The sequence below is a fragment of the Streptomyces sp. NPDC044061 genome, from assembly GCF_056434305.1.
In genome coordinates this window covers 63331-84794 of record NZ_JBWKFL010000033.1, presented here as the reverse complement: position 1 = coordinate 84794, position 21464 = coordinate 63331, and the positions used below count along the sequence as shown (strand labels likewise).

At 68.8% G+C, this 21464-nt stretch carries 37 protein-coding genes; 29 read left to right on the top strand and 8 right to left on the bottom strand.

Features of this window, described 5'->3' with window-relative positions; all coding sequences use genetic code 11:
- Positions 1-40 precede the first annotated feature (40 nt).
- The 17 genes from AC07CM_RS38115 to AC07CM_RS38035 all read left to right on the top strand — a co-directional run bounded on the left by AC07CM_RS38115 (position 41) and on the right by AC07CM_RS38035 (position 9373).
- Positions 41-289: a hypothetical protein gene (locus tag AC07CM_RS38115; RefSeq protein ID WP_478881102.1), complete on the top strand. Its 249-nt coding sequence runs from the start codon at positions 41-43 to the stop codon at positions 287-289.
- Positions 289-642 (top strand): hypothetical protein, encoded by a 354-nt coding sequence (locus AC07CM_RS38110; protein WP_478881101.1) that lies wholly within the window; start codon positions 289-291, stop codon positions 640-642. Before AC07CM_RS38115 ends, AC07CM_RS38110 begins: the two co-directional genes overlap by 1 nt.
- 16 nt (positions 643-658) lie before the next feature.
- Positions 659-1162, top strand: coding sequence for a hypothetical protein (locus AC07CM_RS38105; protein ID WP_478881100.1), 504 nt, complete (start codon positions 659-661; stop codon positions 1160-1162).
- A gap of 41 nt (positions 1163-1203) precedes the next feature.
- Positions 1204-2724 (top strand): DUF2637 domain-containing protein, encoded by a 1521-nt coding sequence (locus tag AC07CM_RS38100; RefSeq protein ID WP_478881099.1) that lies wholly within the window; start codon positions 1204-1206, stop codon positions 2722-2724.
- 21 nt (positions 2725-2745) lie between these two features.
- Positions 2746-3333 (top strand): plasmid transfer protein TraA, encoded by a 588-nt coding sequence (gene traA, locus AC07CM_RS38095; protein WP_478881098.1) that lies wholly within the window; start codon positions 2746-2748, stop codon positions 3331-3333.
- A 113-nt stretch (positions 3334-3446) separates the two neighbouring features.
- Positions 3447-5468: a plasmid transfer protein TraB gene (traB, locus tag AC07CM_RS38090; RefSeq protein WP_478881097.1), complete on the top strand. Its 2022-nt coding sequence runs from the start codon at positions 3447-3449 to the stop codon at positions 5466-5468.
- A gap of 173 nt (positions 5469-5641) precedes the next feature.
- Entirely contained in the window at positions 5642-6076 is a 435-nt protein-coding gene (locus AC07CM_RS38085; RefSeq protein ID WP_478881096.1) for a hypothetical protein, read from the top strand.
- A 16-nt stretch (positions 6077-6092) separates the two neighbouring features.
- Positions 6093-6287, top strand: coding sequence for a hypothetical protein (locus tag AC07CM_RS38080; RefSeq protein ID WP_478881095.1), 195 nt, complete (start codon positions 6093-6095; stop codon positions 6285-6287).
- Between the two features lie 24 nt (positions 6288-6311).
- Entirely contained in the window at positions 6312-6839 is a 528-nt protein-coding gene (locus AC07CM_RS38075) for a hypothetical protein (protein WP_478881094.1), read from the top strand.
- 117 nt (positions 6840-6956) lie between these two features.
- Positions 6957-7136 (top strand): hypothetical protein, encoded by a 180-nt coding sequence (locus AC07CM_RS38070; RefSeq protein WP_478881093.1) that lies wholly within the window; start codon positions 6957-6959, stop codon positions 7134-7136.
- Positions 7137-7152: 16 nt separating this feature from the next.
- Positions 7153-7428 (top strand): hypothetical protein, encoded by a 276-nt coding sequence (locus tag AC07CM_RS38065; RefSeq protein WP_478881092.1) that lies wholly within the window; start codon positions 7153-7155, stop codon positions 7426-7428.
- A 20-nt stretch (positions 7429-7448) separates the two neighbouring features.
- A complete protein-coding gene (locus AC07CM_RS38060) occupies positions 7449-7847 on the top strand; it encodes a hypothetical protein (protein ID WP_478881091.1) in 399 nt (132 codons plus the stop codon).
- Positions 7844-8353, top strand: a complete 510-nt coding sequence (locus AC07CM_RS38055) for a helix-hairpin-helix domain-containing protein (protein ID WP_478881090.1) — start codon at positions 7844-7846, stop codon at positions 8351-8353. Before AC07CM_RS38060 ends, AC07CM_RS38055 begins: the two co-directional genes overlap by 4 nt.
- Before the next feature lie 80 nt (positions 8354-8433).
- The gene (locus AC07CM_RS38050; RefSeq protein WP_478881089.1) at positions 8434-8655 is read left to right on the top strand and encodes a hypothetical protein; all 222 of its coding nucleotides are present in this window, start codon (positions 8434-8436) and stop codon (positions 8653-8655) included.
- On the top strand, positions 8652-8873 hold the full coding sequence (locus AC07CM_RS38045) for a hypothetical protein (protein WP_478881088.1): 222 nt from the start codon (positions 8652-8654) through the stop codon (positions 8871-8873). The genes AC07CM_RS38050 and AC07CM_RS38045 overlap by 4 nt, the downstream gene beginning before the upstream one ends.
- A complete protein-coding gene (locus tag AC07CM_RS38040; RefSeq protein WP_478881087.1) occupies positions 8870-9124 on the top strand; it encodes a hypothetical protein in 255 nt (84 codons plus the stop codon). The genes AC07CM_RS38045 and AC07CM_RS38040 overlap by 4 nt, the downstream gene beginning before the upstream one ends.
- Positions 9125-9205: 81 nt before the next feature.
- Entirely contained in the window at positions 9206-9373 is a 168-nt protein-coding gene (locus tag AC07CM_RS38035; protein ID WP_478881086.1) for a hypothetical protein, read from the top strand.
- A 31-nt stretch (positions 9374-9404) separates the two neighbouring features.
- Here AC07CM_RS38035 and AC07CM_RS38030 read toward each other — a convergent pair whose 3' ends face one another.
- The 8 genes from AC07CM_RS38030 to AC07CM_RS37995 all read right to left on the bottom strand — a co-directional run bounded on the left by AC07CM_RS38030 (position 9405) and on the right by AC07CM_RS37995 (position 15152).
- Positions 9405-9554, bottom strand: coding sequence for a hypothetical protein (locus AC07CM_RS38030; RefSeq protein WP_478881085.1), 150 nt, complete (start codon positions 9552-9554; stop codon positions 9405-9407).
- 108 nt (positions 9555-9662) lie between these two features.
- Positions 9663-9866, bottom strand: coding sequence for a hypothetical protein (locus AC07CM_RS38025; protein WP_478881084.1), 204 nt, complete (start codon positions 9864-9866; stop codon positions 9663-9665).
- Between the two features lie 196 nt (positions 9867-10062).
- Positions 10063-10440 (bottom strand): DUF6221 family protein, encoded by a 378-nt coding sequence (locus AC07CM_RS38020; RefSeq protein ID WP_478881083.1) that lies wholly within the window; start codon positions 10438-10440, stop codon positions 10063-10065.
- Entirely contained in the window at positions 10437-10715 is a 279-nt protein-coding gene (locus AC07CM_RS38015) for a hypothetical protein (RefSeq protein ID WP_478881082.1), read from the bottom strand. Before AC07CM_RS38015 ends, AC07CM_RS38020 begins: the two co-directional genes overlap by 4 nt.
- 17 nt (positions 10716-10732) lie before the next feature.
- Positions 10733-12439 carry a hypothetical protein gene (locus AC07CM_RS38010; RefSeq protein WP_478881081.1) on the bottom strand — a complete coding sequence of 569 codons (1707 nt, stop codon included), beginning with the start codon at positions 12437-12439 and terminating at the stop codon, positions 10733-10735.
- 27 nt (positions 12440-12466) lie between these two features.
- Complete coding sequence (locus AC07CM_RS38005; protein WP_478881080.1) at positions 12467-13726, bottom strand: PBSX family phage terminase large subunit; 1260 nt, start codon at positions 13724-13726, stop codon at positions 12467-12469.
- Between the two features lie 2 nt (positions 13727-13728).
- Positions 13729-14256: a hypothetical protein gene (locus AC07CM_RS38000; protein WP_478881079.1), complete on the bottom strand. Its 528-nt coding sequence runs from the start codon at positions 14254-14256 to the stop codon at positions 13729-13731.
- A complete protein-coding gene (locus tag AC07CM_RS37995) occupies positions 14256-15152 on the bottom strand; it encodes a hypothetical protein (RefSeq protein ID WP_478881078.1) in 897 nt (298 codons plus the stop codon). The genes AC07CM_RS38000 and AC07CM_RS37995 overlap by 1 nt, the downstream gene beginning before the upstream one ends.
- A 155-nt stretch (positions 15153-15307) precedes the next feature.
- Between AC07CM_RS37995 and AC07CM_RS37990 the strand changes: the two genes are divergently transcribed.
- The 12 genes from AC07CM_RS37990 (at position 15308) to AC07CM_RS37935 (ending at position 21462) form a co-directional block, all read left to right on the top strand.
- Complete coding sequence (locus tag AC07CM_RS37990; RefSeq protein ID WP_478881077.1) at positions 15308-16114, top strand: hypothetical protein; 807 nt, start codon at positions 15308-15310, stop codon at positions 16112-16114.
- Between the two features lie 15 nt (positions 16115-16129).
- On the top strand, positions 16130-16987 hold the full coding sequence (locus AC07CM_RS37985; protein WP_478881076.1) for a phage major capsid protein: 858 nt from the start codon (positions 16130-16132) through the stop codon (positions 16985-16987).
- A 51-nt stretch (positions 16988-17038) separates the two neighbouring features.
- The gene (locus tag AC07CM_RS37980) at positions 17039-17419 is read left to right on the top strand and encodes a hypothetical protein (protein WP_478881075.1); all 381 of its coding nucleotides are present in this window, start codon (positions 17039-17041) and stop codon (positions 17417-17419) included.
- Between the two features lie 3 nt (positions 17420-17422).
- Entirely contained in the window at positions 17423-17986 is a 564-nt protein-coding gene (locus AC07CM_RS37975) for a hypothetical protein (protein WP_478881074.1), read from the top strand.
- Positions 17987-17989: 3 nt separating this feature from the next.
- Positions 17990-18367 carry a head-tail connector protein gene (locus tag AC07CM_RS37970; RefSeq protein WP_478881073.1) on the top strand — a complete coding sequence of 126 codons (378 nt, stop codon included), beginning with the start codon at positions 17990-17992 and terminating at the stop codon, positions 18365-18367.
- The gene (locus AC07CM_RS37965) at positions 18352-18705 is read left to right on the top strand and encodes a hypothetical protein (RefSeq protein WP_478881072.1); all 354 of its coding nucleotides are present in this window, start codon (positions 18352-18354) and stop codon (positions 18703-18705) included. Before AC07CM_RS37970 ends, AC07CM_RS37965 begins: the two co-directional genes overlap by 16 nt.
- Positions 18702-19037: an HK97 gp10 family phage protein gene (locus AC07CM_RS37960; RefSeq protein ID WP_478881071.1), complete on the top strand. Its 336-nt coding sequence runs from the start codon at positions 18702-18704 to the stop codon at positions 19035-19037. Before AC07CM_RS37965 ends, AC07CM_RS37960 begins: the two co-directional genes overlap by 4 nt.
- A 14-nt stretch (positions 19038-19051) precedes the next feature.
- A complete protein-coding gene (locus AC07CM_RS37955; RefSeq protein WP_478881070.1) occupies positions 19052-19441 on the top strand; it encodes a hypothetical protein in 390 nt (129 codons plus the stop codon).
- A gap of 3 nt (positions 19442-19444) precedes the next feature.
- Positions 19445-19900: a hypothetical protein gene (locus AC07CM_RS37950; protein ID WP_478881069.1), complete on the top strand. Its 456-nt coding sequence runs from the start codon at positions 19445-19447 to the stop codon at positions 19898-19900.
- Between the two features lie 10 nt (positions 19901-19910).
- Positions 19911-20501 carry a phage tail tube protein gene (locus AC07CM_RS37945; RefSeq protein ID WP_478881068.1) on the top strand — a complete coding sequence of 197 codons (591 nt, stop codon included), beginning with the start codon at positions 19911-19913 and terminating at the stop codon, positions 20499-20501.
- 110 nt (positions 20502-20611) lie between these two features.
- Entirely contained in the window at positions 20612-21040 is a 429-nt protein-coding gene (locus AC07CM_RS37940; protein ID WP_478881067.1) for a hypothetical protein, read from the top strand.
- Positions 21041-21075: 35 nt separating this feature from the next.
- On the top strand, positions 21076-21462 hold the full coding sequence (locus AC07CM_RS37935; RefSeq protein WP_478881066.1) for a hypothetical protein: 387 nt from the start codon (positions 21076-21078) through the stop codon (positions 21460-21462).
- Positions 21463-21464 lie beyond the last annotated feature (2 nt).

The window sequence follows — 21464 nt, the reverse complement described above, 5'->3', positions numbered from 1 at the left end:
CCAGCACCCCACCCGATCACCACCAGCCGGAAGGACCACGATGGACCGCAGCAAGGCGAAGGCCAACGCCCTCCAGGCCCTGGCCGAGACCCTCCTCGTCACCGCCACCCTCGCCGCCGGCATCGGCATGTACGAGCTACTCGCCAACGCCCCCGACCTGTTCGCTGTTTCCGCGGCCATCACCGTCGCGTTCGGCGCCCACGGCTTCCTCGCCCCCATGATCACCACCGTGTTCGGCCCCACCATCGACCGCCTCCGCGGCCTCGAGACCAAGGGAGCCGAGCAGTGATGCAGCACGGACACCAGTACCAGCTCGCCATCGGCACCCGCGTACGCCTCACCACCGACATTCACACCCCCGACACCAGCCACCGCCGCGGCGACACCGGACGCGTCACCAGCATCCAGGCCGACGGGCTCATTCGACTGCACATGTCCGACGGCCGCACCGCGCACGCCCAGCTCTCCGAGATGGACCGCGTCCCCACCACCGGGGCCGAGTTCGCCGAAGCCCACGGCGACTCCAGCACCTGGATGCCGGCCGACTTCGAAGCCGAGCTGGTCTTCGCCGAGATGGACGCGCAGCCCGCGTGGATCGCCCTCCGCACGAAGCCCGCCCCCACCACCGGCCTCGCCGCCTGACCCGGAAAGGACCACCATGCTCCGCGTCATCCGCAAGACCGCCCTGGACGCCCTCCGCGACGACCAGGCCGAACTGGAGCGCACTCGCGAGGAACTCGCCTGGGCGAGGACCGAGGCCGCCAACGCGACAGACTCCGCCGCGCGAGCCGAACTGGTCAACGAGGGCCTGCTCAAGCAGCTCGCCCAGGCGCACGCCGACCGAATCCAGGCCGAGCGCGACGCCCGGCAGGCCCGCACCGAGCGGGACCAGGACCGGGTCGAGCGGGACCAGGGCCGGGTCGAGACCGACCGGCAGATCGCCGAGCTCCGCGAGGACTACACCCGACTTCGCGACGCGGCCGCCGACACCGAGACCGGCGAGACCACGCGGGCCGCCATCGCGTACGGCGTCCTCCGCGACCTCTACGCCGACGCCTGGTCCCAGGGCCTGCTGCCCAAGCGCCCCTTCGACGTCATCGCAGCCGTCCTCGGCTTCGACACCGCCCCCGAGCCGGAGCCCGCCGCCGCACGCACCGACTGAGCAGCCGTCCCGTACCGACTCACCGAGAGGAACCGATCCCCGTGACCACCACCCCGGCCGACGGCATCGAGCCGCACCGCCCCACCCAGGACGGCACCCTCGCGCCCACCGCGCCGGGGACCGCCCCCGCCCTTCAACCCCTCACCCGCACCCAGAAGATCCTCACCGGCATCGTCGTCGGAGCCGTCCTCGTCATCGCCACCCTCGGCTTCATCGGCTCCTACAGCGCCGTCACCCACCTCGCACTCGCCAAGGGCTTCGGCGAGTTCGCCCACGCCTTCCCCATCGCAGTCGACGCCGGCATCATCGCGTTCCTCGCCCTCGATCTCCTCCTGACCTGGCGGCGTATCGCCTTCCCCCTCCTGCGCTACACCGCCTGGGGCCTCACCCTCGCCACCATCGCGTTCAACGCCGTCGCCGCCTGGCCCGACCCCGTCGGCGTCTCCATGCACGGCGTCATCCCGATCCTCTTCGTCATCGCCGTCGAAGCCGCACGCCACGCCATCGGCCGTATCGCCGAGATCACCGCGGACAAGCACCTCGAGGGCCCCAACCCCTCCCGCTGGCTCCTCAACCCGATCGGAACGTTCATCCTGTGGCGCCGCCAGCGCCTGTGGAAGATCCGCACCTGGGACGAAGTCCTCGGCCTCGAGCGGGAACGCCGCATCTACGTGGCCCAGCTCCGCAGGGACTACGGCCGGTGGGCCTGGCGGCGAAAGGCGTCCGCCGAGCAGATGCTGGTCCTCTCGCTCGCCAAGGACGGCATGAGCATCCAGGACGCCATCGACCTCCCCAAGCGCGAAGCGGAGAAGCTCGCCGAAGCCGAAGCGAAGCGCGCAGCCGAAGCCCGGGCGAAGTCCGAAGCCGAAGCCGAAGCGAAGCACCAGGCCGACCTCCGGAAGGCCGAAGCCGAAGCGAAGCGGCGAGCCGAAGTAGCCGAAGCCGAAGCAGCCGAAGCCGAAGCGAAGGCGAAAGCCGAAGCCGCAGTCGAAGCCGCCCGACTCGAAGTCGAAGCGAAGCGCGTAGCCGAAACCGAAGCGGCCCGGCTCCTCGTAGCCGAAACCGAAGCGAAGCTCGCAGAGATCGCCCGCGCCGAGCGGCAGGCCGAAGCCGAAGCCGAACTGAACCGGCAGCGCAGCCAGGCAGAGCAGGCCCGCCTCCAAGCCGAAGCAGCACGCCAGGCCCGCGAGCAGGCCGCAGCCGAAGCCCAGCAGCGACGAGAGCAGGAGCTTCGGGAACGAGCCCAGCGCATCGCCACCCAGGCCACCACCACTTCGACTTCCACTTCGGCAAGCACTTCGGGTTCCGCCCCGAAGACCACCGCCACTTCGGGTTCGGCTTCGGGTTCGGTCTCCGCTATCGGAGGCCGCGGCGCGAAGAAGCAAGCCGAAGTCGAAGCGGTCCTCGCCCGCCTCGTCGAAGCGAACGACCCGAAGGCCTACCCGCTTTCCGAAGTGATCGCCGACTTCGGGTTGAGCCAGACCACCGCCTACGACCGCCTCGTCACCGCCCAGCGACTCTACGAAACAGCCCAGAACCCGAAGTCCGAGAAGACCGCCTGAGACTGAGACCAGGAGACCAAGATGGCCATCCCGAACGGGAATCCCCTCCAGACCGCTGCGGACAACGGCACGGCCCTTGCCGACGCCCAGCGCCGCGGCCACAGCGCCGGCAACGGCACGTGGCCCGGCCAGCGCACCACGAACAAGACCAAGGTCGGCGGAGGCTTCAAGCCCACCCTCAACATCAACGTCACCGACAAGGGCCACCCCACCGGCAACACCACAGGCCAGGGCCGCCCCGGCGGCGGGCCGACGGCCGGCACCGGGGCTCCGGGCGGGGACTTCACCTCCAACGAGGACATCCGCGCCTTCGCCGAGCACGTCCGCAAGCAGGCCCGCAACGCCGCCGTGGAGCGCTCTATGGACGCCGCCCAGCTCGAGGCCCGTCTCCGCAACATCCCCAACGCCAGCGGCTCCATGTCCGGCGCCCGGGCCCGGGCCCGCCGCGTCACCCGCTACCTCAAGCTCATCGCCGCAGCTGAGAAGGCCATCGCGAAGTGGGCGACCGCCCTGTACTCCGCGTTCGAGCGGGAGTACGAAGCCGAACTCATCAAGATCGGCAAGGGCCGTACCCAAACCCAGCCCAACCAGCGCTTCAAGTGGTCCTGACACCCCACGTGACCTGCACTGACACCCTCTGACACCCCCCTCTGACACCCCCCTCTGACACCCCCCTCTGACACCCCCCTCTGACACCCCCCTCTGACACCGGAGCTGACACCGTGGCTGACAGCCTCAAGGCCGCCCACCACAGCGCGCAGAACGACCTGTGGAAGGCCATCAAGCACCCGCGCATGCGGCCCTGGCTCGCCGTAGCCGCGGAAGTCCCCGCAACCTTTGCCGCCCACCACGCCTGGGGCAACAGCCCCCTCGCCGCCGTCGGCCTGACCGTCGCCGCCGGCGCGCTGACCGCCGCCACCTGGTGGGCAGGGCAGGGCACCAAACAGCCCCGCCGTATCCACGCCACCCTGTCCACCGCCGTCGGCACGTCCTACCTGGTCGTCGGCACCGTCGTCGACCCCCTCGACCCCGCCCTGCTGTCCACCCTGGTCATCGGCGGAGCCGTCGCCGCCGGCTCCTGGAACGTCCGCCAGGCCCTCCGCATCAACCCCGACGCCCCCAAGGACCAGCAGGGATCCGTGGAGACCGGTGTCCTGGTGAAGTCCATCGGCAACGCCAAGGCCGCCCTCCGCGGCACCCCGAAAGTCGAACCGAACAAGGTCACCGCCCCCCTGCAGCTCGCCGGCGGGCAGATCACCACCGACGAACTCGGCAACCGCATCAAGCACATCGCCGGTGAGCTGGGCGTTTCCCCCACCGCCATCCGGATCCAGCCCGACCCCGACCACGCCGACCAAGCCACCCTCGTCATCGTCCCGCAGGACCAGCTGAAGAAGTCGACGTTCTGGCCCGGCCCATCCAACCTGGGCGGATGCATCACCAACTCCATCCCCGTCGGCATCTACGAAGACGGTGAGCAGGCCGTCCTGTGGTTCCCCTTCGACCAGGCCACCAAGCGCAACGCCACCCACTTCCTCGCGGCCGGCATGAACGGCTCCGCCAAGTCCACCGGAGTCTCCGTCGCCATCACCGAGGTCCTGACCAAGCACAACGCCATCGTGTGGGCGGTCGACCCCTCCAAGGGCATGCAGACCTTCGCCCCGTTCCTCCCGTACCTGGACTGGGTTGAGATGACCACGTCGGGCGGCGAAGCAATGATCGACGCGTTGTCGCAGGTCATCACCGCCCGCGCCGACGAGATGGGCCGCCACGGCTTCAAGAACTGGACCCCCGAGGTCTACGAGCAACTCGGCATGCCCTACATGGTCGTCTGGATCGAGGAGGCCGCGAAGTTCTTCCGTAACGGCACCGAGATGGAAGGCCTCGTCATGGAAGCCCGCTCCGCCGGGATCAGCGTCATCATCAGCCTGCAGCGGCCGTCCTCCACCTCCATGCCCACTGACGTGCGGGAACAGCTCGGCGGCGTCCTCTGCTTCGGCGTCAAGGGCTCCACCACCGCCGACATGGCCCTGCCCGACGACGTCCGCGACGCCGGAGCCCGCCCCGAAGCCTGGGAGAACCGCAAGCCCGGCTACTGCTACCTCGTCGCCCCCGGCGTCGACGAAGACCGCTACCCGACCCCCCTGCGCACCTATCTCATCGACGACGACGCCATCACCGCAGCTCTCGCCATCGCCCCCCGCCCCGCCGCTGGTGACGTCACCGCTGCGGCCGCCGGTGAGGCCTACGCCAACCGCACCCGATACGACGCTGACACCCCGCTGACCAGCACCGACACCCCCACGGTGGTCATGACCAAGGAGGACGAGATGGCCGAGCAGGATGAACTCGTCAGCCGCCAGGCCGAACAGACCATCCTCGAGGCCGCCGGCATCCACACCGACGACCTCAACGACCACCACGGCGACCCGGACCGGGAGATCCCACCCGTCCAGCAGGTCTGGACGTTCGGTGCTGAAACCGCAGGTCAGAACCGCGAACTCACCCCGCAGGAAGCCGATTCCGAACTCCTCACCATCCTCGAAGAGTTCCGCACCCAGGACCGCGAACTAGTCGGCCCCAAGGACTTCCAGCCCTACTGGGGCAAAGGCAACCGCCTCGACCGCTCCCGAGCCTGGGTCTCCGGCAAACTCAACGACCTCGCCGACACCGGCATCCACCTCGCCGAAACCGAAGAGATCGGCGTCTACCGCCTCCTCGACCCCGAACCCGCAGGGGTCTAACACCACCTCTGACCAGCAGTGACACCGGCTGACAGCATGATCCGCCGTCAGCCGGCTGTCAGCCGCCCTGCCAGCGGGTCTGACACCCCGCCCCACCTATAGAAACGCGCCCTCGAGGACCCGGCTGACACCCCACCCAACCCAAGATCACCTGTCAGAGGAGACCCACCCCCATGCCCACCGCCACAGCCACCCCCGAAGGCCGCCAAGCCCGCGTCCTCACCGCCGCACTCCGCAACTGGGCCGCCCTCGACACCGACGGCCCCACCGCCGCCCGCATCCAAATCCGACAACCCCCCACCTGGGAATACGCCGGAACCATCAACATCACCGACCAACAGACCCGCCGCATCCTCGACCTTCTCCGCGACGACGTCACCGCCCACACCCCCCACAACGCCAGCCCCGAACACGCAGCCGACGCCATCCAGGCACTCCTCGCCGAACACCGCGCCGCCGGCCACACCACCATCCACGCCCGCGACCTCACCCAAGCCGCCGCCCGCATCGGCCGCCCCCGCGCCTGGATCGCCGCCCACCTCAACGACCTCGTCGACCAAGGCCAGATCGCCGAGACCTGGCGCCCCGGCATCTTCCGCATCGCCTGACGAAGGGGAAACAGCCGTGTTCACCGGAACCCCCGAAGAAGCACGCAAGCGCCAGGCCAAGGCAGTCGAACTCGCCACCGAACTGGCACGCCTCCTCAACACCATCGACGAACTCGGCATCGGCCAGACCATGCCCGCGCCCGGCCGCATCGCAGGCCCCGGCTTCGAAATCCGCCGCGGCTCCAACAACCGCTGGGCCACCCGCGCCTAACCACAGAACAGGAGACCCCACACCGTGAACCGTCTGCCCGAGCCCCCCGCGCGGCAGCCCCACGCCACCCAGGCCGGGCAGCCCAACCCCAACGCCCAAGCCTTCCTCGCCGACATCGAAGACGCCCTCGCCGCAGCCACCCGCCCCGAGACATACCCGCCGACCTCCTACCGGGACAACACCAAGCCCCCCGCGTACGGCCCCACCCCACCCGTACCCCAGCCCGACAACCGCATCGTCCCCCAATGGGCCGCCGGAGTCGCCGTCGCCTCCATCGGCGTCGGCGCCGGCATCACCGGCCTCGGATGCGGCGCCTGGCTCGTACTCCAAGGACTCTCATCCGTGACCCTCCTCGGCGTACTCGCCATCGCCGCCCCCTTCGCCGGAGCCGCCGCAGTCGTCACCGCTATCGGCGCAGCCCTCTCCAAGGCCCGGTCCGCGTCCACCACGAACGTCTACCAGGGCACCGTCATCCACCACGAACGGACCGTGAACAGCAAGACCAGCGGCATCTGGGCCAGCACCCGCAACCAGCTCCCGCCCGGCAAGTAGCCGCCGAGGGAACACGCCTCTGACAAGCCGCCCCCTGTACGCCACGATCAGATCACCCACCAAGGCCCCGACACCGGACCCCAGTGTCGGGGCCCACCCACACCCCAGGAGGACCACATGGCCCAGTACCGGATCAACTACCTCAACGGCGACGCCGAGTACCTCACCGCCGACGTCATCGACTCCGTCGACGGCCAGTACATCGGCCTGCGCGACAAAGAGCCCGTCGCCTGGATCCCCGTCAACAACGTCCGCAGCATCGTCCGCCAGGACGACCAGCAGACCGACAACGCCTGACCCGGAGGAGACCCCCATGGCCCGCTACCGCAAGAAGCCCGTAGAGATCGACGCCATCCGCGTCACCGACGCCCTCAACGCCGCCAAGCACGCCTGGAACGAACTCCCCAACTGGATCACCCAGGCCTACGACAACGGCACGATCCTCTTCCTCGACGACGCCGTGTCCATCAGCACCCTCGAAGGCCAGATGCGCGGAGACCACGACGACTGGATCGTGCGAGGCATCAAGGGAGAGCTGTACCCGGTCAAGCCCGACATCTTCGAAGCCACCTACGAGCCCGTCGCCTGACCCCGCAGGAGCCCCCGCCCATGAGCAGCACCTTCCACATCCTCTGCCTCAGCCACGACCCCGCCATCGTCGTCACCGACGCCGGCTACAACCGACCCGCCGAAGCCGATGACGCAATCCGTAACGGCATCACCGGCCACCACGCCTGCGACCTCGCCATCGGCCGCTACTCCTACCCCCTCGTCGAACTCGGCTGCCCCACCTCACGCGACCAACCCGCCAAGCTCGGCTGCTGCCACGGCGCCACCAATTGGCTCGACCGAGACTGGGCACGCCTCCTCGCAGCCGGATACCAAACGACCGACCCCCACGTACAAGCCGCCGTCGCACAAGTACGAGACCTGTGCTGGCCCTGGGACCGCCTCCAACGCCTCCGCAACGAACTCGACCTGGCCATCAAGGAGCAGGACCGCTCATGAGCGCCGCGCAATGGACCCTCGTCACCCTCAGCCTGACCCTCACCACCCTCGCCGCGGCACTCGGAGTCCTGGCCAACCGCAAAGCCCACGGCCAAACCCGCTGGGACACCGTCCACTACCGCTGCACCACACGACGCTGGGGCATCGGCCCAGTCGGAGACGGAGACAGCCTCCGCTGGCGCACAGCCATAGGCATCAGCATCGGCATCGCCGGACACGGCTACGCCATCTTCCGCTGGCCCGAAGAAGCACTCCACCACTCCTACTGCCACTGCGAGAAGTGCGTTTCCCCATGCTGCCGCTCCCACCACGAAGCCGACATCGCCACAGCCCTCGGCGGCAACCGCACCGCCCAGGTCATCGCACACACGCTCCACACCCACGGCTACACCATCACCCACCTCGCGCAAGCAACCGACGCCGAACTCCTCAGCGTCCCCGGCATCGGCAACACGTCCCTGGCCACGATCCGAGCCCACACGAAGACGCTGCGAGCAGGACTCTGAGCCGGGGACCGGTCCGGCCCGTCTTCGCGCGCGTGAGGCGCGGCGGGGCCATGCTGCATCGAACGTGAGGAGGAGACCGTATGAGCGCCCGAGACAAGCTGATCCGCCTCGCCCGGGAGAACACCCCGGACCACGGCACCACGGTGCCGTGTGATCCGGAGACCGGGTTCATGTTCGCGGGCTCGGATGAGTACATCGCGCACGTCGGGAAGCTGTTGGACGAGTACGCGCACGAGCTGGCCGAGCAGATCCGCGCGGAGAAGGGCGCGGGCCCGGCACGCTCAGGGGAGGAGACCTCGTGAGCCACCGCCCGTACCCGAGTGTCGACCGTGCCCGGCATCAGGTCGAACGTCACGACGAGGAGACACCGCCAACCCGGGCCGTCGGGGCCGCGACGTTGTCGGAGTTCGAGAAGCGGTTCTTCGAGGCGTCTGCGATCATGGCCCGTGCTGCGGAGGCGGGTGTGGCTGCGATGGTGGCGGGCCTACAGGGGCGCGGCGAATGGGAGAGCATCGCGTGAGCGGTCAGTGGCAGATCGATGAGGCGTTCTGGGCGCAGATTCACGGCGACATGAAGCGCACTATCCTCTGCGAGCCGCACCGTCTGGACGAGATCCAAGCAGTCATCGATGAGCGCGGCTACGAACACCTGACCTTGCGCGCCAGCCTGTTCTGCCCAGAAGGAAAGCTGCTCATCATCGATGAGGGCGCGATCGAGGCGAGTGGGCGCGAGGCGATGCAGCGCGTGTGGGGGTCGCTGTTCCGTCCCTGACCCAAACAAGTTACCCACGGGTTCGGATGCGACCTGCAGAAACGCGGCACCCCTGGGCACACTTGAAGGGGAGGTGATCACATGCCGGGACGAAGGCACACCGGCTTCAAGAGCAAAAAGCAGTGGCGCTACTTCTTCTCCAACCCGCGTCTGCGCCGCTTCGCTCACCAGAAGGCCCACGCCACCAAGGGCGGGCCCGTAACCCGCTACAGGCGTCTACCGATGCGCAAGGGCGTCCGCCGCCGCTGACAGCCCTACGAGCCCCCGCCCACCCCAGCGGTTAGAACCCCGCGTGGCTCTTCACGAAGCGTGGGCAGTCATAGTCGCAGTCGCCCGGGTCGTCGTGGCACGGCGGCTCCACCTCCGTCGGCTCCATGCAGAGTCCGCAGACGTAGCCAGGCCCGTGCTGGCACTCTCGGGCGTCGGTCATGCAGGGAATGGCAGCACGATTGGCTCTCCGGCTGACGGACTGACACGCCGAGCCCACTCGCTAGGCCTACGGAGCATTACGAGAGTCTCCACTGGCCCCCGCCCACCCTCACGCCTCGTCCCACCACTCCATACCCGGCAGAAGCCTGACCCCGTCGAACTCCCCAGCCGGCTTGAAGAAACCGCATCCCAGCCGTCGGCACCGCCAGCCCAGGCGCAACGGGTCCCTCGCCAGCACGTGCGCATGCTCGAGCTGCTCGCGGCCGACCAGCGGGCCCCAGGCGTAGCGCATGGCGTCCAGGCTGTGGTTCACGGCTCACCCCACGACAGGACCGTGACCGGCCCATAGTTCCCGGCCACCTTCGTCCACGACCTCGCGCTCACGTCATCATCCGACAACCACTCCACCGGACCGTCCCAGTCCCGAACCCACTCGCGCCCCAGCCTGTCCCGGACCACGGTCCCCGGCGGCGGCTCAGGATCGGCAGCAGACAGAACGCACTGATTGCTCACGGCCGCCACTCCTCGAGGTAGCCAGGCCGGTCCGCGTACGGCAAAGCGAGCACGCGAAGGGTCTCGCAGTCTTCGGCCTTCTCCGGATAGTCGATTGAGGAGCAAGCCGGGTCCTTGCCGCGCGCATCGCAGTGCAAGGCCACGATCCGCTGCTTGGCGTCGATCTCGTGCAGAACCCGCGCGGGATCATGCTCGACGATGTGCTCGGCAACGCCAGCCCAGTTGGCGGAGGCGCACTCTTCCGCTCGGTCGCCTTCTGTGGCGACGATGACGCCGGTCTCGCCGATCTGCCGGAAGCTGTCGCCTGCCCTCCGCGCGATCCGCTCGTCCTCGCCGAGCTGGGCGCGCAGCCACGTCACCAATTCAGGGGTCATGCAGGCACCCCCCACATTGCGGCCCGGTCCAACTCGGAGCCCGTGAACTCGACCTCGGCCTGGTGGCCGCAGCCCAGCCACGCCACATGCCCGAGGACATCACGGCCGGCGTGCGCGTGGCTGGCCGGGCACCCCTTCACCACCACCTCACGGGGCTCCTGCCCACAGACCAGGCAGCTGGCGACACCGAGATCCCGGTCTTGGAGCGCTTTCGTGTCCTGGCAGTACGCGGCCCACTGGAACAGCGGGATCACGTGCGGCTGGGTATCGGTCATGCCCGCCATTGTCCCGCTCACGCTGCCTTGGCCTGCCCCTGCTTCTGGTTAGCCTGGTCGCCCGGCTCCTGCCCGTCCCCGCCGTCCTGCGGCGCACCGTCCTGGCCCTCGGCCGTCGGATCCTGCACCTGCCCTCCGCCCGTGCCGAACGGGTCGCCGGCCGGGAGCGGATTCGCCGCGGCCCTGTCCGCCTTGATCCGGGCCACCTCCTCCAGGACTTCTTCCTCGTCCCATTCGGGGCGGAGCGTCTTCACCTTCATGTAGTCGGAGATCGCCCCAGCCGTCTCCAGGAGCGACAGCGTCCTACCCACGGACTCCGGGTCCGGCTGCACCGCCTGCGGCCACGACGCCGTCAACTCCACCGTCGGGTCGACCTTCTTCGCGCCGCAGTGCGCCACGTCCACCAGCATCGTCGTCGTCACCAAGTCCAGCAGCGCCGGCCGCTGATACAGGATCTTCGTACCCCGGGTGGTCAGCGACTCCTCCTTACGCGCCACCACCTCCGTCGCCGTAGCCGCCACCGTGCCCTCGTCACCGAAGCTCTGCGCGCTGTACCCGGCGCTCGAGAGGATCTGCTTCCGCAGCGCCATGCACGTCCGCTCGTGCTCCTCCACACGGATCGCGAACTGATTCATCGTGATCGCAGCCGACCCGGAGCCCTCGTCCAGCATGTTCAGCTGCATGAACACCTCACGGTCCAAGTCGAACATGCCGCCCCTGCCGGGCCCGTCCACATCCAGCATCGACTGCGGCAGCATGATCCGCGCCTTGCCCAACCGCAGGTCACGCATCCACGACGTCCACGCCTCATCCAACGCGCCCATCAACGGCTCAATCCCCGCGAAGTCGGAACGCCCGAACGGCGCCGCGTCCTCGATGTGATCCCACAGGCGCTGCGGCCGAATGTTCGGCACGTAGTGCACCAGCAGCCGGTCCACACCGGACGCCATCCGGCCCTGGTCATCGACCCGGCCTATCAGATACTCCGTCTCCGGATGGTCGGCCAGGCTCATCATCATGCCCAGCGTGTCGGCGTCCCCCCGGTACAGGCCGTACTCGATCGTCCCGGGCTCGTGCCGCTCCAGCATCCGCCACACCTCCGAACCCCCGGTCGGAGACTCCAGCTGCCGCCACACCGTCGCCGCCGTCAGCACGTTCCACTGCCACTCCGGGATCACCGCGTCCGGGCCGAGGACATCCCACCACGGCCGCGGGCGCAGCTTTATATTCCACACCACCCGCACGTACACCCCGGACAGCGCAGAGGCCTTTTCGGTGCCCTCCCGCATCGTGGCGTGCCCACGGTCATCCAGGTACCGCTTGATCTGATCAGTCGTCGACTTCTCGATACCCGTGTCGCTGGTGGAATCGCTGTCGACCGCCACGGACGGCACGTCAGTCCACAGCAAGTTCGCCGACAGCTCCGCGATGTCCGCGGCGATCGGCACGTGCAGCTTCGCCGCCGGCTGCCCCGGCGTGATCGGCTCCCCCCAGAACATCCGAGCAAGCCCGCCGACGAGGCCGCCACGGAACTGCGACGGCCGGTTCAGCTCGAAGAAGTCCCGAGCCCTCGAGTTCGACGCGAGCTGGTTCGGCCCGCCGTACACCTGCGCAAGGTGGGAGGTGTCGCCGGAGTACCAGGCCCGCCACACATCCATGTCAGCGAACGGCTCGTGGAACTGGACCGGGGGCCAGGGGGTCTTCCCGGACGGCGGCAGCGGCATAACGTCTCTCCTTCAGGGGTGGGGTGGTTAGGCGGCGAGCGCGAGATGCCGCTGCCACAGAGCACGAGTGGTGTAGATGCCGTACCGGAGCGCGTCCACGCCGTGGTCGGCGACCTTGATGGGCTTGTCCTCGCCCTTCTCCGCAGCCTTGTCGTCCCAGCTGTAGCCGCCGATCTCCTGAATCAGCGCCTCGCAGGATTCGTGCACGAGGAGCTTGTTCGAGGCGATCAGCGAGGACACGGTGCGGATGCCGTCCATGACGTCGTTCTTCGCCGGCGTCGGCGTCAGCTTGTCCCTGCGCAGCTGCGCCGAGAACGACGCTGCGGACGGGTCGACCGTGATGAACTGCGGCCGCACCGCCCCGATCCCCGGCACCTCGGCCAGCCAGCTGCGGAGCCGCCGCGAGTACTCGGTGTCGGTGAGCTGCCGGCGGGTCTGCCGCGCCTCGTACCGCCACTCCGCCGCCGCATACAGCTTCCGGTCCCGACCGAGGCCGAGGAGCACCGCGTGGAACGGGTTGGACGTGCCGTAGTCGACACCCAGCGAGATCCACTTGTAGATGCCCTCGGACGGCAGCTCGGTGACGATGTGCCGGTCCCGGTCCCACGCGTCGTAGATCGCACCCTCCGCCGCAACCCACTCGCCGAGGATGAACCGCCGGTAGAACAGGCCCTCGTGGGAAGCCTTCATGTCCGCGACGTAGTCGGCGTCCAAGAAAGGGTTGTCGTCGATCGTGAACGAGAACCGCAGTACCGGCTTCCGGTGGGCCTGCGACAGCCAGTCCCGCATGAACCAGTGCGCCGGATTGTCGGGGTTCGTCGTGCAGAACAGCTGCGCCCCATGCACCGACATACGGCCGTACAGCTGCTCGAAGAAGACCTGCGGGACCAGGGTGACCTCATCGACGTACGCGCCGCACACCGTCATACCGCGGATCTTCGGCTCCGACTTGGCGTCGTTCGCGCCGATCACATGCACGGTCCGGCCGAGGATCGTCGCCGTGGGCGCGCCCGGCGTGTAGTGGATGAACTTCGATATCTCCCCGAACAGCGCGGGGTTCTGCATGGGCAGGAACAAGTTCCGGTGGATCGTCTGCGCCGTCTTGCCGATCATGACCAGCTCGCCCGTGGTCGGCGCCTGCGCAATGAAGATGAGCCACTTCAGCAGGGAAGCGATCGTCTTCCCCGACCGGATCGCGCCCTCCCAGCAGCAGATCTTCGCCGTCGACTCGGCGACAGACCGGATCTGCTTCCGGGACAGAGGCAACGACTCCAGCGTGGTGGTCACGGTCAGCGCTCGCCGCCGTCTTCGGCCTGGCCCTCGTCGTCTGCGGTACGAGAGAACGCTGACAGCGCCTCACCCAGCGACCCGAGCATGCTCTTGGCGTCGTCCAGGTTCGACGACTCCTGCTCCGGCACCAGCTTCAGCACACGGTCAATCGCCGTCGCCGCCGTCGACATCAGCGCCCGCTTGTCAGCCGCCGGCGCCTCCGGGAACTCGTGCTCCTCGTACGTGTTGTCCTTCCCACCAAAGCTGTAGACCGTGGTCGGCACCCACATCTGCGCCCGCAGCCGCTCCGCATCCGACAGCAGATCCTCAGCCAGCAGCGACTTCCGCTCCGCCAGATCAGCCAGGCGTGCCTTCGTCGCAGCCTCGATCTTCGACCGGTCGAACGTGAGCCCCAGGTACTCGGCCGTACGGGAGACACACACCGGTGCCACGCCCATCTCCCGGGCGATCCGGTTCCGCCCGTATCCCTGGGCGTGCAGCTCCCGGAACTCGTCGAAACGGTCTGAGCTGAGGGTTCCTGTAGGCATCACGGGGTCCTTCGGGCGGGGGTACGAGCGGCGGTGCGGGCGAGTTGCTGCAGCAGCGCCGGCAGCGGAGTGCCACGCGTGGCCCAGGACGGATGCCAGGGGATGAGCACGCACCGGCAGTGGGGGTGGCGTGGCGGGCCGGGGATCGACGTCAGGAAAACGGTCCGCTTCGGGTCCAGGGACAGCCCGCCGGGGAAGTGCGTCCCGGGTCGGATGGAGCGGCCGGCGTACGCGGCGCAGGCCGGGCAGGCTCCCGGCTCTGCCACCCACAGCATCTGTATGCCGGGGCCGAGGTATCGGGCCACGGTGAGCGCGGCGTTCGCGGCCGCCGACGTCACCGCCGTCGCCACCCCCGCCGTGATCCGGGTGACCGCACGGCGGGCCCTCGAGAAGACGCCCTTCATCCCGGCCAGTCCGGTCGCTGTCAGTCCGGCGGTGGTGAGCAGCGCCAGGGCCCGGGTGTGCTCCTCCTGCACTGCGGCCGGGATCGCGCCGGCGGCACGGTCCGCCACCGCGCCGGTCTCGACAGGGACGTTGGTGGGCGGGGGAACACCACGCAGAAGAGCGGTGATCCTGGATGCGTGCTGGATACCGAGGGACGCCGCCGTGTACGCGGCCCGCTGCGCCTCGGCCATGGCGTACGCGCCTTGGCCGTAGAAGGCGGCCTCCAGCGCTTTATGGATGTGCTCGATGAGAGCGCGCAGGCTCGTCTCGGTCGGGATCGTCTGCTGCGGGGCGGTGGCCATCAGCCAGCGGTGAGTGGCGTCGGTCTCGGCGTCGGCCAGGGCGCGGGCGAGGGGGCGCGCTGCTGCGGCCGCGTGGCGGTGCTCGAGGGCCCTGAGTTGGGCGGGCTGACGCTGCGCCAGGTCGGCTATCTGCTTGCTGCTCTCTGTCACCCCACACCCCCTCTCTTCCTTGGAATCAAAGGCTAGCTTGCGTTCTCGCCTTTGATTGTGCAGCATTGACCTCGGGATTGGGTTAGCATCCATGCCAGACGTGCGCGGACAAGGCGCCGCACACACGCACGTCCAGGCAGCCCAAGGAGGCTCTGATGTCGACCCCCGCCCAGCCCGCGAACGCACCTGCGGAACCCGGCAACCAGCCGGCCAACCCGCCCGCGCCCGAAGGCACCCCCGCCCCGACTCCGCCAGAGCCGGCCGCACCCGCAACGCCCCCCGCACAGCCCGCAACTCCCGCCGAGCCCACGGGCACGCAGCCGCCCGCCGAACCCAAGGGGAAGACCCCCAAGTTCGAAGGCGACTTCGACCCGGACAAGTTCGAGCGCCTCGTAGAGAACCTCCGCGGCGAAGTCGCCAGCGAGAAGTCCAAGCGCGAGGCAGCCGAACAGAAGGCGCAGCAGGACCAGGCCGACTTCATGGAGAAGCTGGCCGGGATCTTCGGCGTCGACACGGGCAAGGAGAAGCCGCCCACCCCCGAAGAGCTGGCCAAGCAACTGGAAGAGGCCCGCGGCGAGACCAAGGAGTCCCGCGACCAGGCCCGCCAGACGCAGGTAGAGCTCGCCGTCTACAAGTCGGCCGGGAAGCACGGCGGTGACCCGGACGCCCTCCTGGACTCCCGCGGTTTCGCCACCGCGATCGCCAAGCTCGACCCGGCCAGCAACTCGTTCGCAGCCGACGTGGAGAAGGCCGTCAAGGACGCGGTGGGGGCCAACCCCAAGCTCGCCGCCAAGGCGGCCGAGCCGGCCAAGCCGCCGGTTCCCGCTGGGGGCGCGCCGATGGGCGGAGCCCCGGGCGGCAAGAAGCAGCTGGGCGCGGAGGACGCGAAGCGGATGACCCCCGAACAGATAACCAAGGCCGTCGACGAGGGACGCTTCAGCTCGTACCTGGGCGGCCGGTAGGCATTAGGAGCCTCCGTGTCGATCAACAACTTCAAGCCGGAGATCTGGAGTGCGCAGCTCCTGACGGCTCTCCGTAACTCCCTGATCTACGCGCAGCCGCAGCTGGTGAACCGTAACTACGAGGGCGAGATCACCGCCAAGGGTCAGTCGGTGCACATCACCACGATCGGTGACCCGACGATCTTCGACTACGACTCCGGCGACACGATCAACTACGAGGACGTCGAGACCGCCGGCACGGACTTGGTCATCGACCAGGGCAAGGCCTTCGCGTTCAAGCTCGACGACGTCGACAAGGCGCAGGCCCTGCTCAACCCGATGGCGCAGATGGCGCAGAACGCCGCCTACGGGCTGCGCGACAAGGCAGACGCCTACGTCGCCTCCCTCTACACCGGCGTAGCCGCGGCGAACACGGTCGGCTCCACCGGCTCCCCGATCGACATCCACACCAGCTACACCGACGCCTACGACAAGGTCCTCGTGCCGCTGCGCACCAAGCTCGACCGGGCCAACATCCCCAGCGAAGGCCGATACGTCACGGTCTCCCCGGAGTTCACCGGCTCCCTGCTGCGGGACTCCCGCTTCATCAAGGTCAACGAATCCGGCACCGAAGAGGGCCTCCGCAACGGCATGGTCGGTCGCGCCGCTGGCTTCGACATCCTGCAGACCAACAACACCCCCAACCCCAGTGGGGACACGCAGGTCATCCAGGCCGGCTACCCGGGGGCGCTGACGTACGCGGAGCAGATTTTGGAGACCGAGGCGCTGCGCCTGCAGTCCACGATCGCCGACGCGATCCGCGGCCTCCACGTCTACGGCGCCAAGCTCCTCCGCCCCACCGGTATCGCCGTCGCATTCGTCGACCCCGCCTAAGCCCCTAGGGCATCGAACCCCTTCGTGCGCTGATCCCCTAGGAGGCATCCCATGGCGCGCACCACCGTCAGCTACACGCCGCTCGTCCCCAACAGCCACCTCACCAACCCGGCCGGGACGACCATCGACGCTACCCTGGTCACGAACGGTGTCGTCATCCCGGTCGCGGACCCGGAGCACACCATCATCCGTGTCAACAACACGGCCGTCGCCGCGAAGAACGTCACCGTCCGCGCGGGCTCCGGAGTCCAGTCGTGGATGGCCGGCCAGGGCGACCTCGTCCAGTCCGTCGGAGCGAACACCGGCAGCGAGTTCCTCGGCCCGTTCACGAGTGCCCGGTTCCAGCAGGACGGCTCCGCCCTGTACGTCGACTTCGATGCCGGCTTCACCGGCAGCATCACGGTCTTCAAGATGCCGAAGGCGTGGAACTGACCCATGGCCTCCCGCGAATACGAGGGTCCCGGTGGGCTGCGGCTCACCCTGGATGACCCGCTGCACCCTGAGATGGCCAAGCAGGTCACCCGCGGGCACCTGCGGCCCGTCGACGGCAAGCCGGCCGATGTGGAGGCCGGGGACAAGTCCCTCGTCGTCGTCCACGGCTCCGAAGCCGACACCGTCAACCGGGTCGGTGACCACCGGGCCGCTCCCGGGGAGAAGCCCGGCGAGGACGCGCACGTGGGGAAGTGGGCGACCTACGCGGTCGCGCTCGGCCTGAACGCCGTCCAGGCCTCCACCCTGTCCCTGGAGCAGCTCCAGGAGTGGGTGACCGCGCACGAAGAGGCGCTCGGCGAGGGCCAGGACGCCCCCGTCCCCACCACCGACCCTGAGGCGCCGGTAGAGCCGCTCCCGGACCGGCCCGCCAAGAACGCGGCCGTCGCCGACTGGCGTACCTACGCGATCGCTCTCGGCATGGACCCGGATGAGGCGAAGGACGCCACCAAGACGGAGTGCCAGGAGTACGCGCAGGTCGTTGAAGACGCCCGAGAGCAGGGCGAGTAGGCCATGGCGTACGCGACGGTCAGCGACCTCGAGGCCTGGCTCACCCCCGAGCCTGCCCCGCCGAATGCGTTCCGGCTGCTGGAGCAGGCGTCGGACGCGATCGACGGGGCGCTGATCGGCGCGCACTTCGACCCCGCTGACGCCGACGTACAGGAAGTCCTACGCAAGGCGTGCGTGCGGCAGGTCCACTGGAAGATGGAACGCGGCGATGAGACCGGCGCTCAGGACGACGTGCAGTCCATGACGACCGGGCAGCGGTCCATCACCCGACGCACCGGCACTGGCTCCGGCGGTACCGCAGCACCGAAGATCGGGCCCGAGGCAGCCACGGTGCTACGCAACTCCGGGCTGCTCACGATGTGGCCGTGGGTGATCGGATGATCGGGAACATCGGCCGTCAGACGGTCACGCTCCTCGAGGCGCCCCTGGTGGCGGGGGACTACAACACCGAGGTACGCGACTGGGACCAGGCGACCCCGACGCTCATCGGGGGTTGCACGGTCGACTACATGTTCGCGTCGCGGACGAAGCAGGCCGGCGACCAGACCATCACCCGCGCCCAGCTGTACCTGCCGCGTACCGCGCCCACGGTGCTTCCCTCGCACCGCATCCAGTGGGACGGCCGCACATGGGACATCGACGGTGTCCCCGCCCGCGTGGAGCAGTCCGGGCCGCTCGATGGCCAGTCCATCACCTTGCTGGAGGTGAAGGGCGCATGAGCAGCGAAGTCCATATCGAGGTGGACCTGGACGAGGACGCCATCCACCAACTGCCGCACTCGCGGGTGGTGCAGGACGACCTCGAGAAGCGCATGGACCGGGTGGTGGAGGTCGCTCAGGCGATCGCCCCGGTGGACACCGGCCGTTACAAGGCGTCCATTCACCGCGTAGAGCAGCCAGGCCCCGACGGTGAGGTGTCCGTGGAGGCGAACGTGCCGTACGCGATCTACGTGGAGCACGGCACCCGGCAGACCGACCGTCACGGGCGGGCCATCCACCCGCCCCGCTACACCCTTTCGACCGCTCTCGACGCAGCAGGGGGCGACCACTAGTGGAAGAGGCAACCATGGCCGCTGAAGACCCGGCTGACCTGGTCAAGCTGAAGCTGACGTTCTGGCACAAGGGCATGGTGCCCGGAGACGTCGTTGAGGTCCGCCGCGACGAGGTCCGCTCCTGGCATGGCTTCGCCGTCCCCGTCGCCGAAGAGACCCCGGCCGAGGAGACGAAGCCGGAGACGAGGCCTGACGGGACCGCTTCGTCCACCGACGCGCCCGCCGTCCCCGTCGACGACGAGACCCACGCCGAGACACCGGCGGAGACGAAGCCTGACGAGACCGCCGTCCCGGCTCCGGCCAAGGTGTCCCGGGCGAAGTCGGAGACGAAGCCTGACGAGACTGCCCCGTCCACCGAGGCGCCGGCAGTCCCGGCCAAGGTGTCCCGGGCGAAGCAGGGCTGACGCATGTCCACGCCGGTCCAGCTCCCCGACGGCAAGCAGGTCGCCATCGACCTGCTGCAAGCCGCCCTCGGCTCCAGCGCCAAGGTTGTCGGTGAACTCCCCGAGGGAGACGCCTTCAACACGCTGCTGGCCGAGCACGGCGGCATCGTCCGGGTCCTCAGGATCGGCGGGACCGCTGATCTGCGGGGCTGGTCCGATCCATCTGCCAGGGATCAGCCCCGCTTCTCCATCGACTGCTACGCCCCCGCCAAGCCCGCCCTCGGCGCGGCCATGCGGCTCGCGCTGCAGGTGCGGGGGGAGTGGGAGCTACTGCCCGGCCAGTCCACCGCCGACGCGATCGTCACCGGCGCCTCCGAGGAGACCGGACCGCAAGACCGCCCGGAGGAACCCAACACGGGTGTTCGCCGGGTCGGCATGACCCTGGGGATGAGCGTGCGCCCACCCCGATCGACAAGCTAGGAGGCCCGTCGTGGGCAACGCAGACAATGTCAAGATTGGCGTCAAGGGCCGCGCCTACCTCGCGGACGTCGGCACCACCTTCCCCACCACGCCGGTCGCCGCCTGGGGCGTCGGCTGGGTCGACCTGGGATACCTGCACCCTGACGGTCTCGAGGAGGCCTTGGGTGAGGACCGCACGGAGATCCCGGCATGGGGTGAGGAAGCCCCGGTCAAGACCCGCATCAAGTCCCGCGACGGCAGCTTCAAGCTGACGTTCCTGGAGACCACCGCCGAACTCCTCCAGCTGTACTACGCGGTGCAGGCCTCCGACATGACCAGCACCGCCGCGGCCGTCGGCCCGCCGGCCGTGCCGCAGTTCCTGTCCTTCGGTACGGGTCAGGCGTCTCCGGGCATTGAGAAGGCCTTGGGTATCGACATCATCGAGGGCGACGAGATCGAGCGCATCATGATCGCCCGCGTCGACGTCTCCGACCGTGGTAACCGCAAGCGCAGCGCGGACGATGCCTCGAGCTTCGAGCTGACGTTCAAGCCGCTCGCCGCCCCGTCCGGCGGTCAGGCGGTCCAGCGGTTCCTCACCAACGTGGCCCTGACCACGCCGTAACACCCCTTCTGACTGGTGGCCTGCCGCGCTCACATCCCTGGGCGGGGGCGGCACGGCAGGCCACCTGCACCGTCCCCCGCCCTGCCCCTGCCCAAGAAGAGAGAACCGTCGTGTCCAAGCCCAACCGCAAGGTCATCAAGCTCCAAGAGATGCGTGCCCAGCGCGTCCAGGCCGCTGGCGTCCAGTACATCGACGTCGTCTTCGAAGTCCCCGTTGGCGGCGAAGGCGTTGCCCAGGACCGCATCTGCTCCTTCCTCACCCGGGACTACTGGCCTGTCGAAGTCGTGGAGAAGGTCGAAGAGGCCGACGGCGACCGCAACTTGAACATCCTCAAGGAGATCGCCACCCCGGCCGGCGCGTTCGACGACCTCGTGAAGGTCGCGAAGCTGACCGTCGGTGAGCTGGTGGAGATCCTCGACGAGCTACAGAAGGAGGCGGGCAGCGAGCCGGGGGAAGACTCTGGCTCCTCCAGCTCCTCCGAGAGCACTCCGGAGCCGTCCGCGCCGACCTCCAGCGGTACTACCCCGGCCGCCGCCTAGAGGAGTTCTGGGCCTTGTCCTGGGGGGAGGGAACGATGACCTGGTCCGAGCTACGGGACCTGGTCGTCGCCCTCCCCGAGGACTCCGCCACCAAGGCCGCCGCCTCAGGCGACCTCGAGGGGCACCGCTGGAGCCAGACCACCTACATGCAGGCCACCATCACCAACCTGCTGCAGCTGCTGGCGCAGATCCAGTGGAAGGCCCACCTCAAGGGCGAACCACCGCAGATGTCCCCGGTGGATCCGCCCAAGCTCGCCGCGGACCGGGAGCGCGAGGAGCTCACCGAGGCCCGCAACGCCCGCAACATGGCGGTCCTCGAGCGGCTCGCCCCGAAGAAGGGTCCGGTCGACGCGGCCGCGCAGCAGGCGGCGATCGACCAGTGGATGGTCAGGATCCGCGAACTCGAAGCACTGAAGAAGTAGGG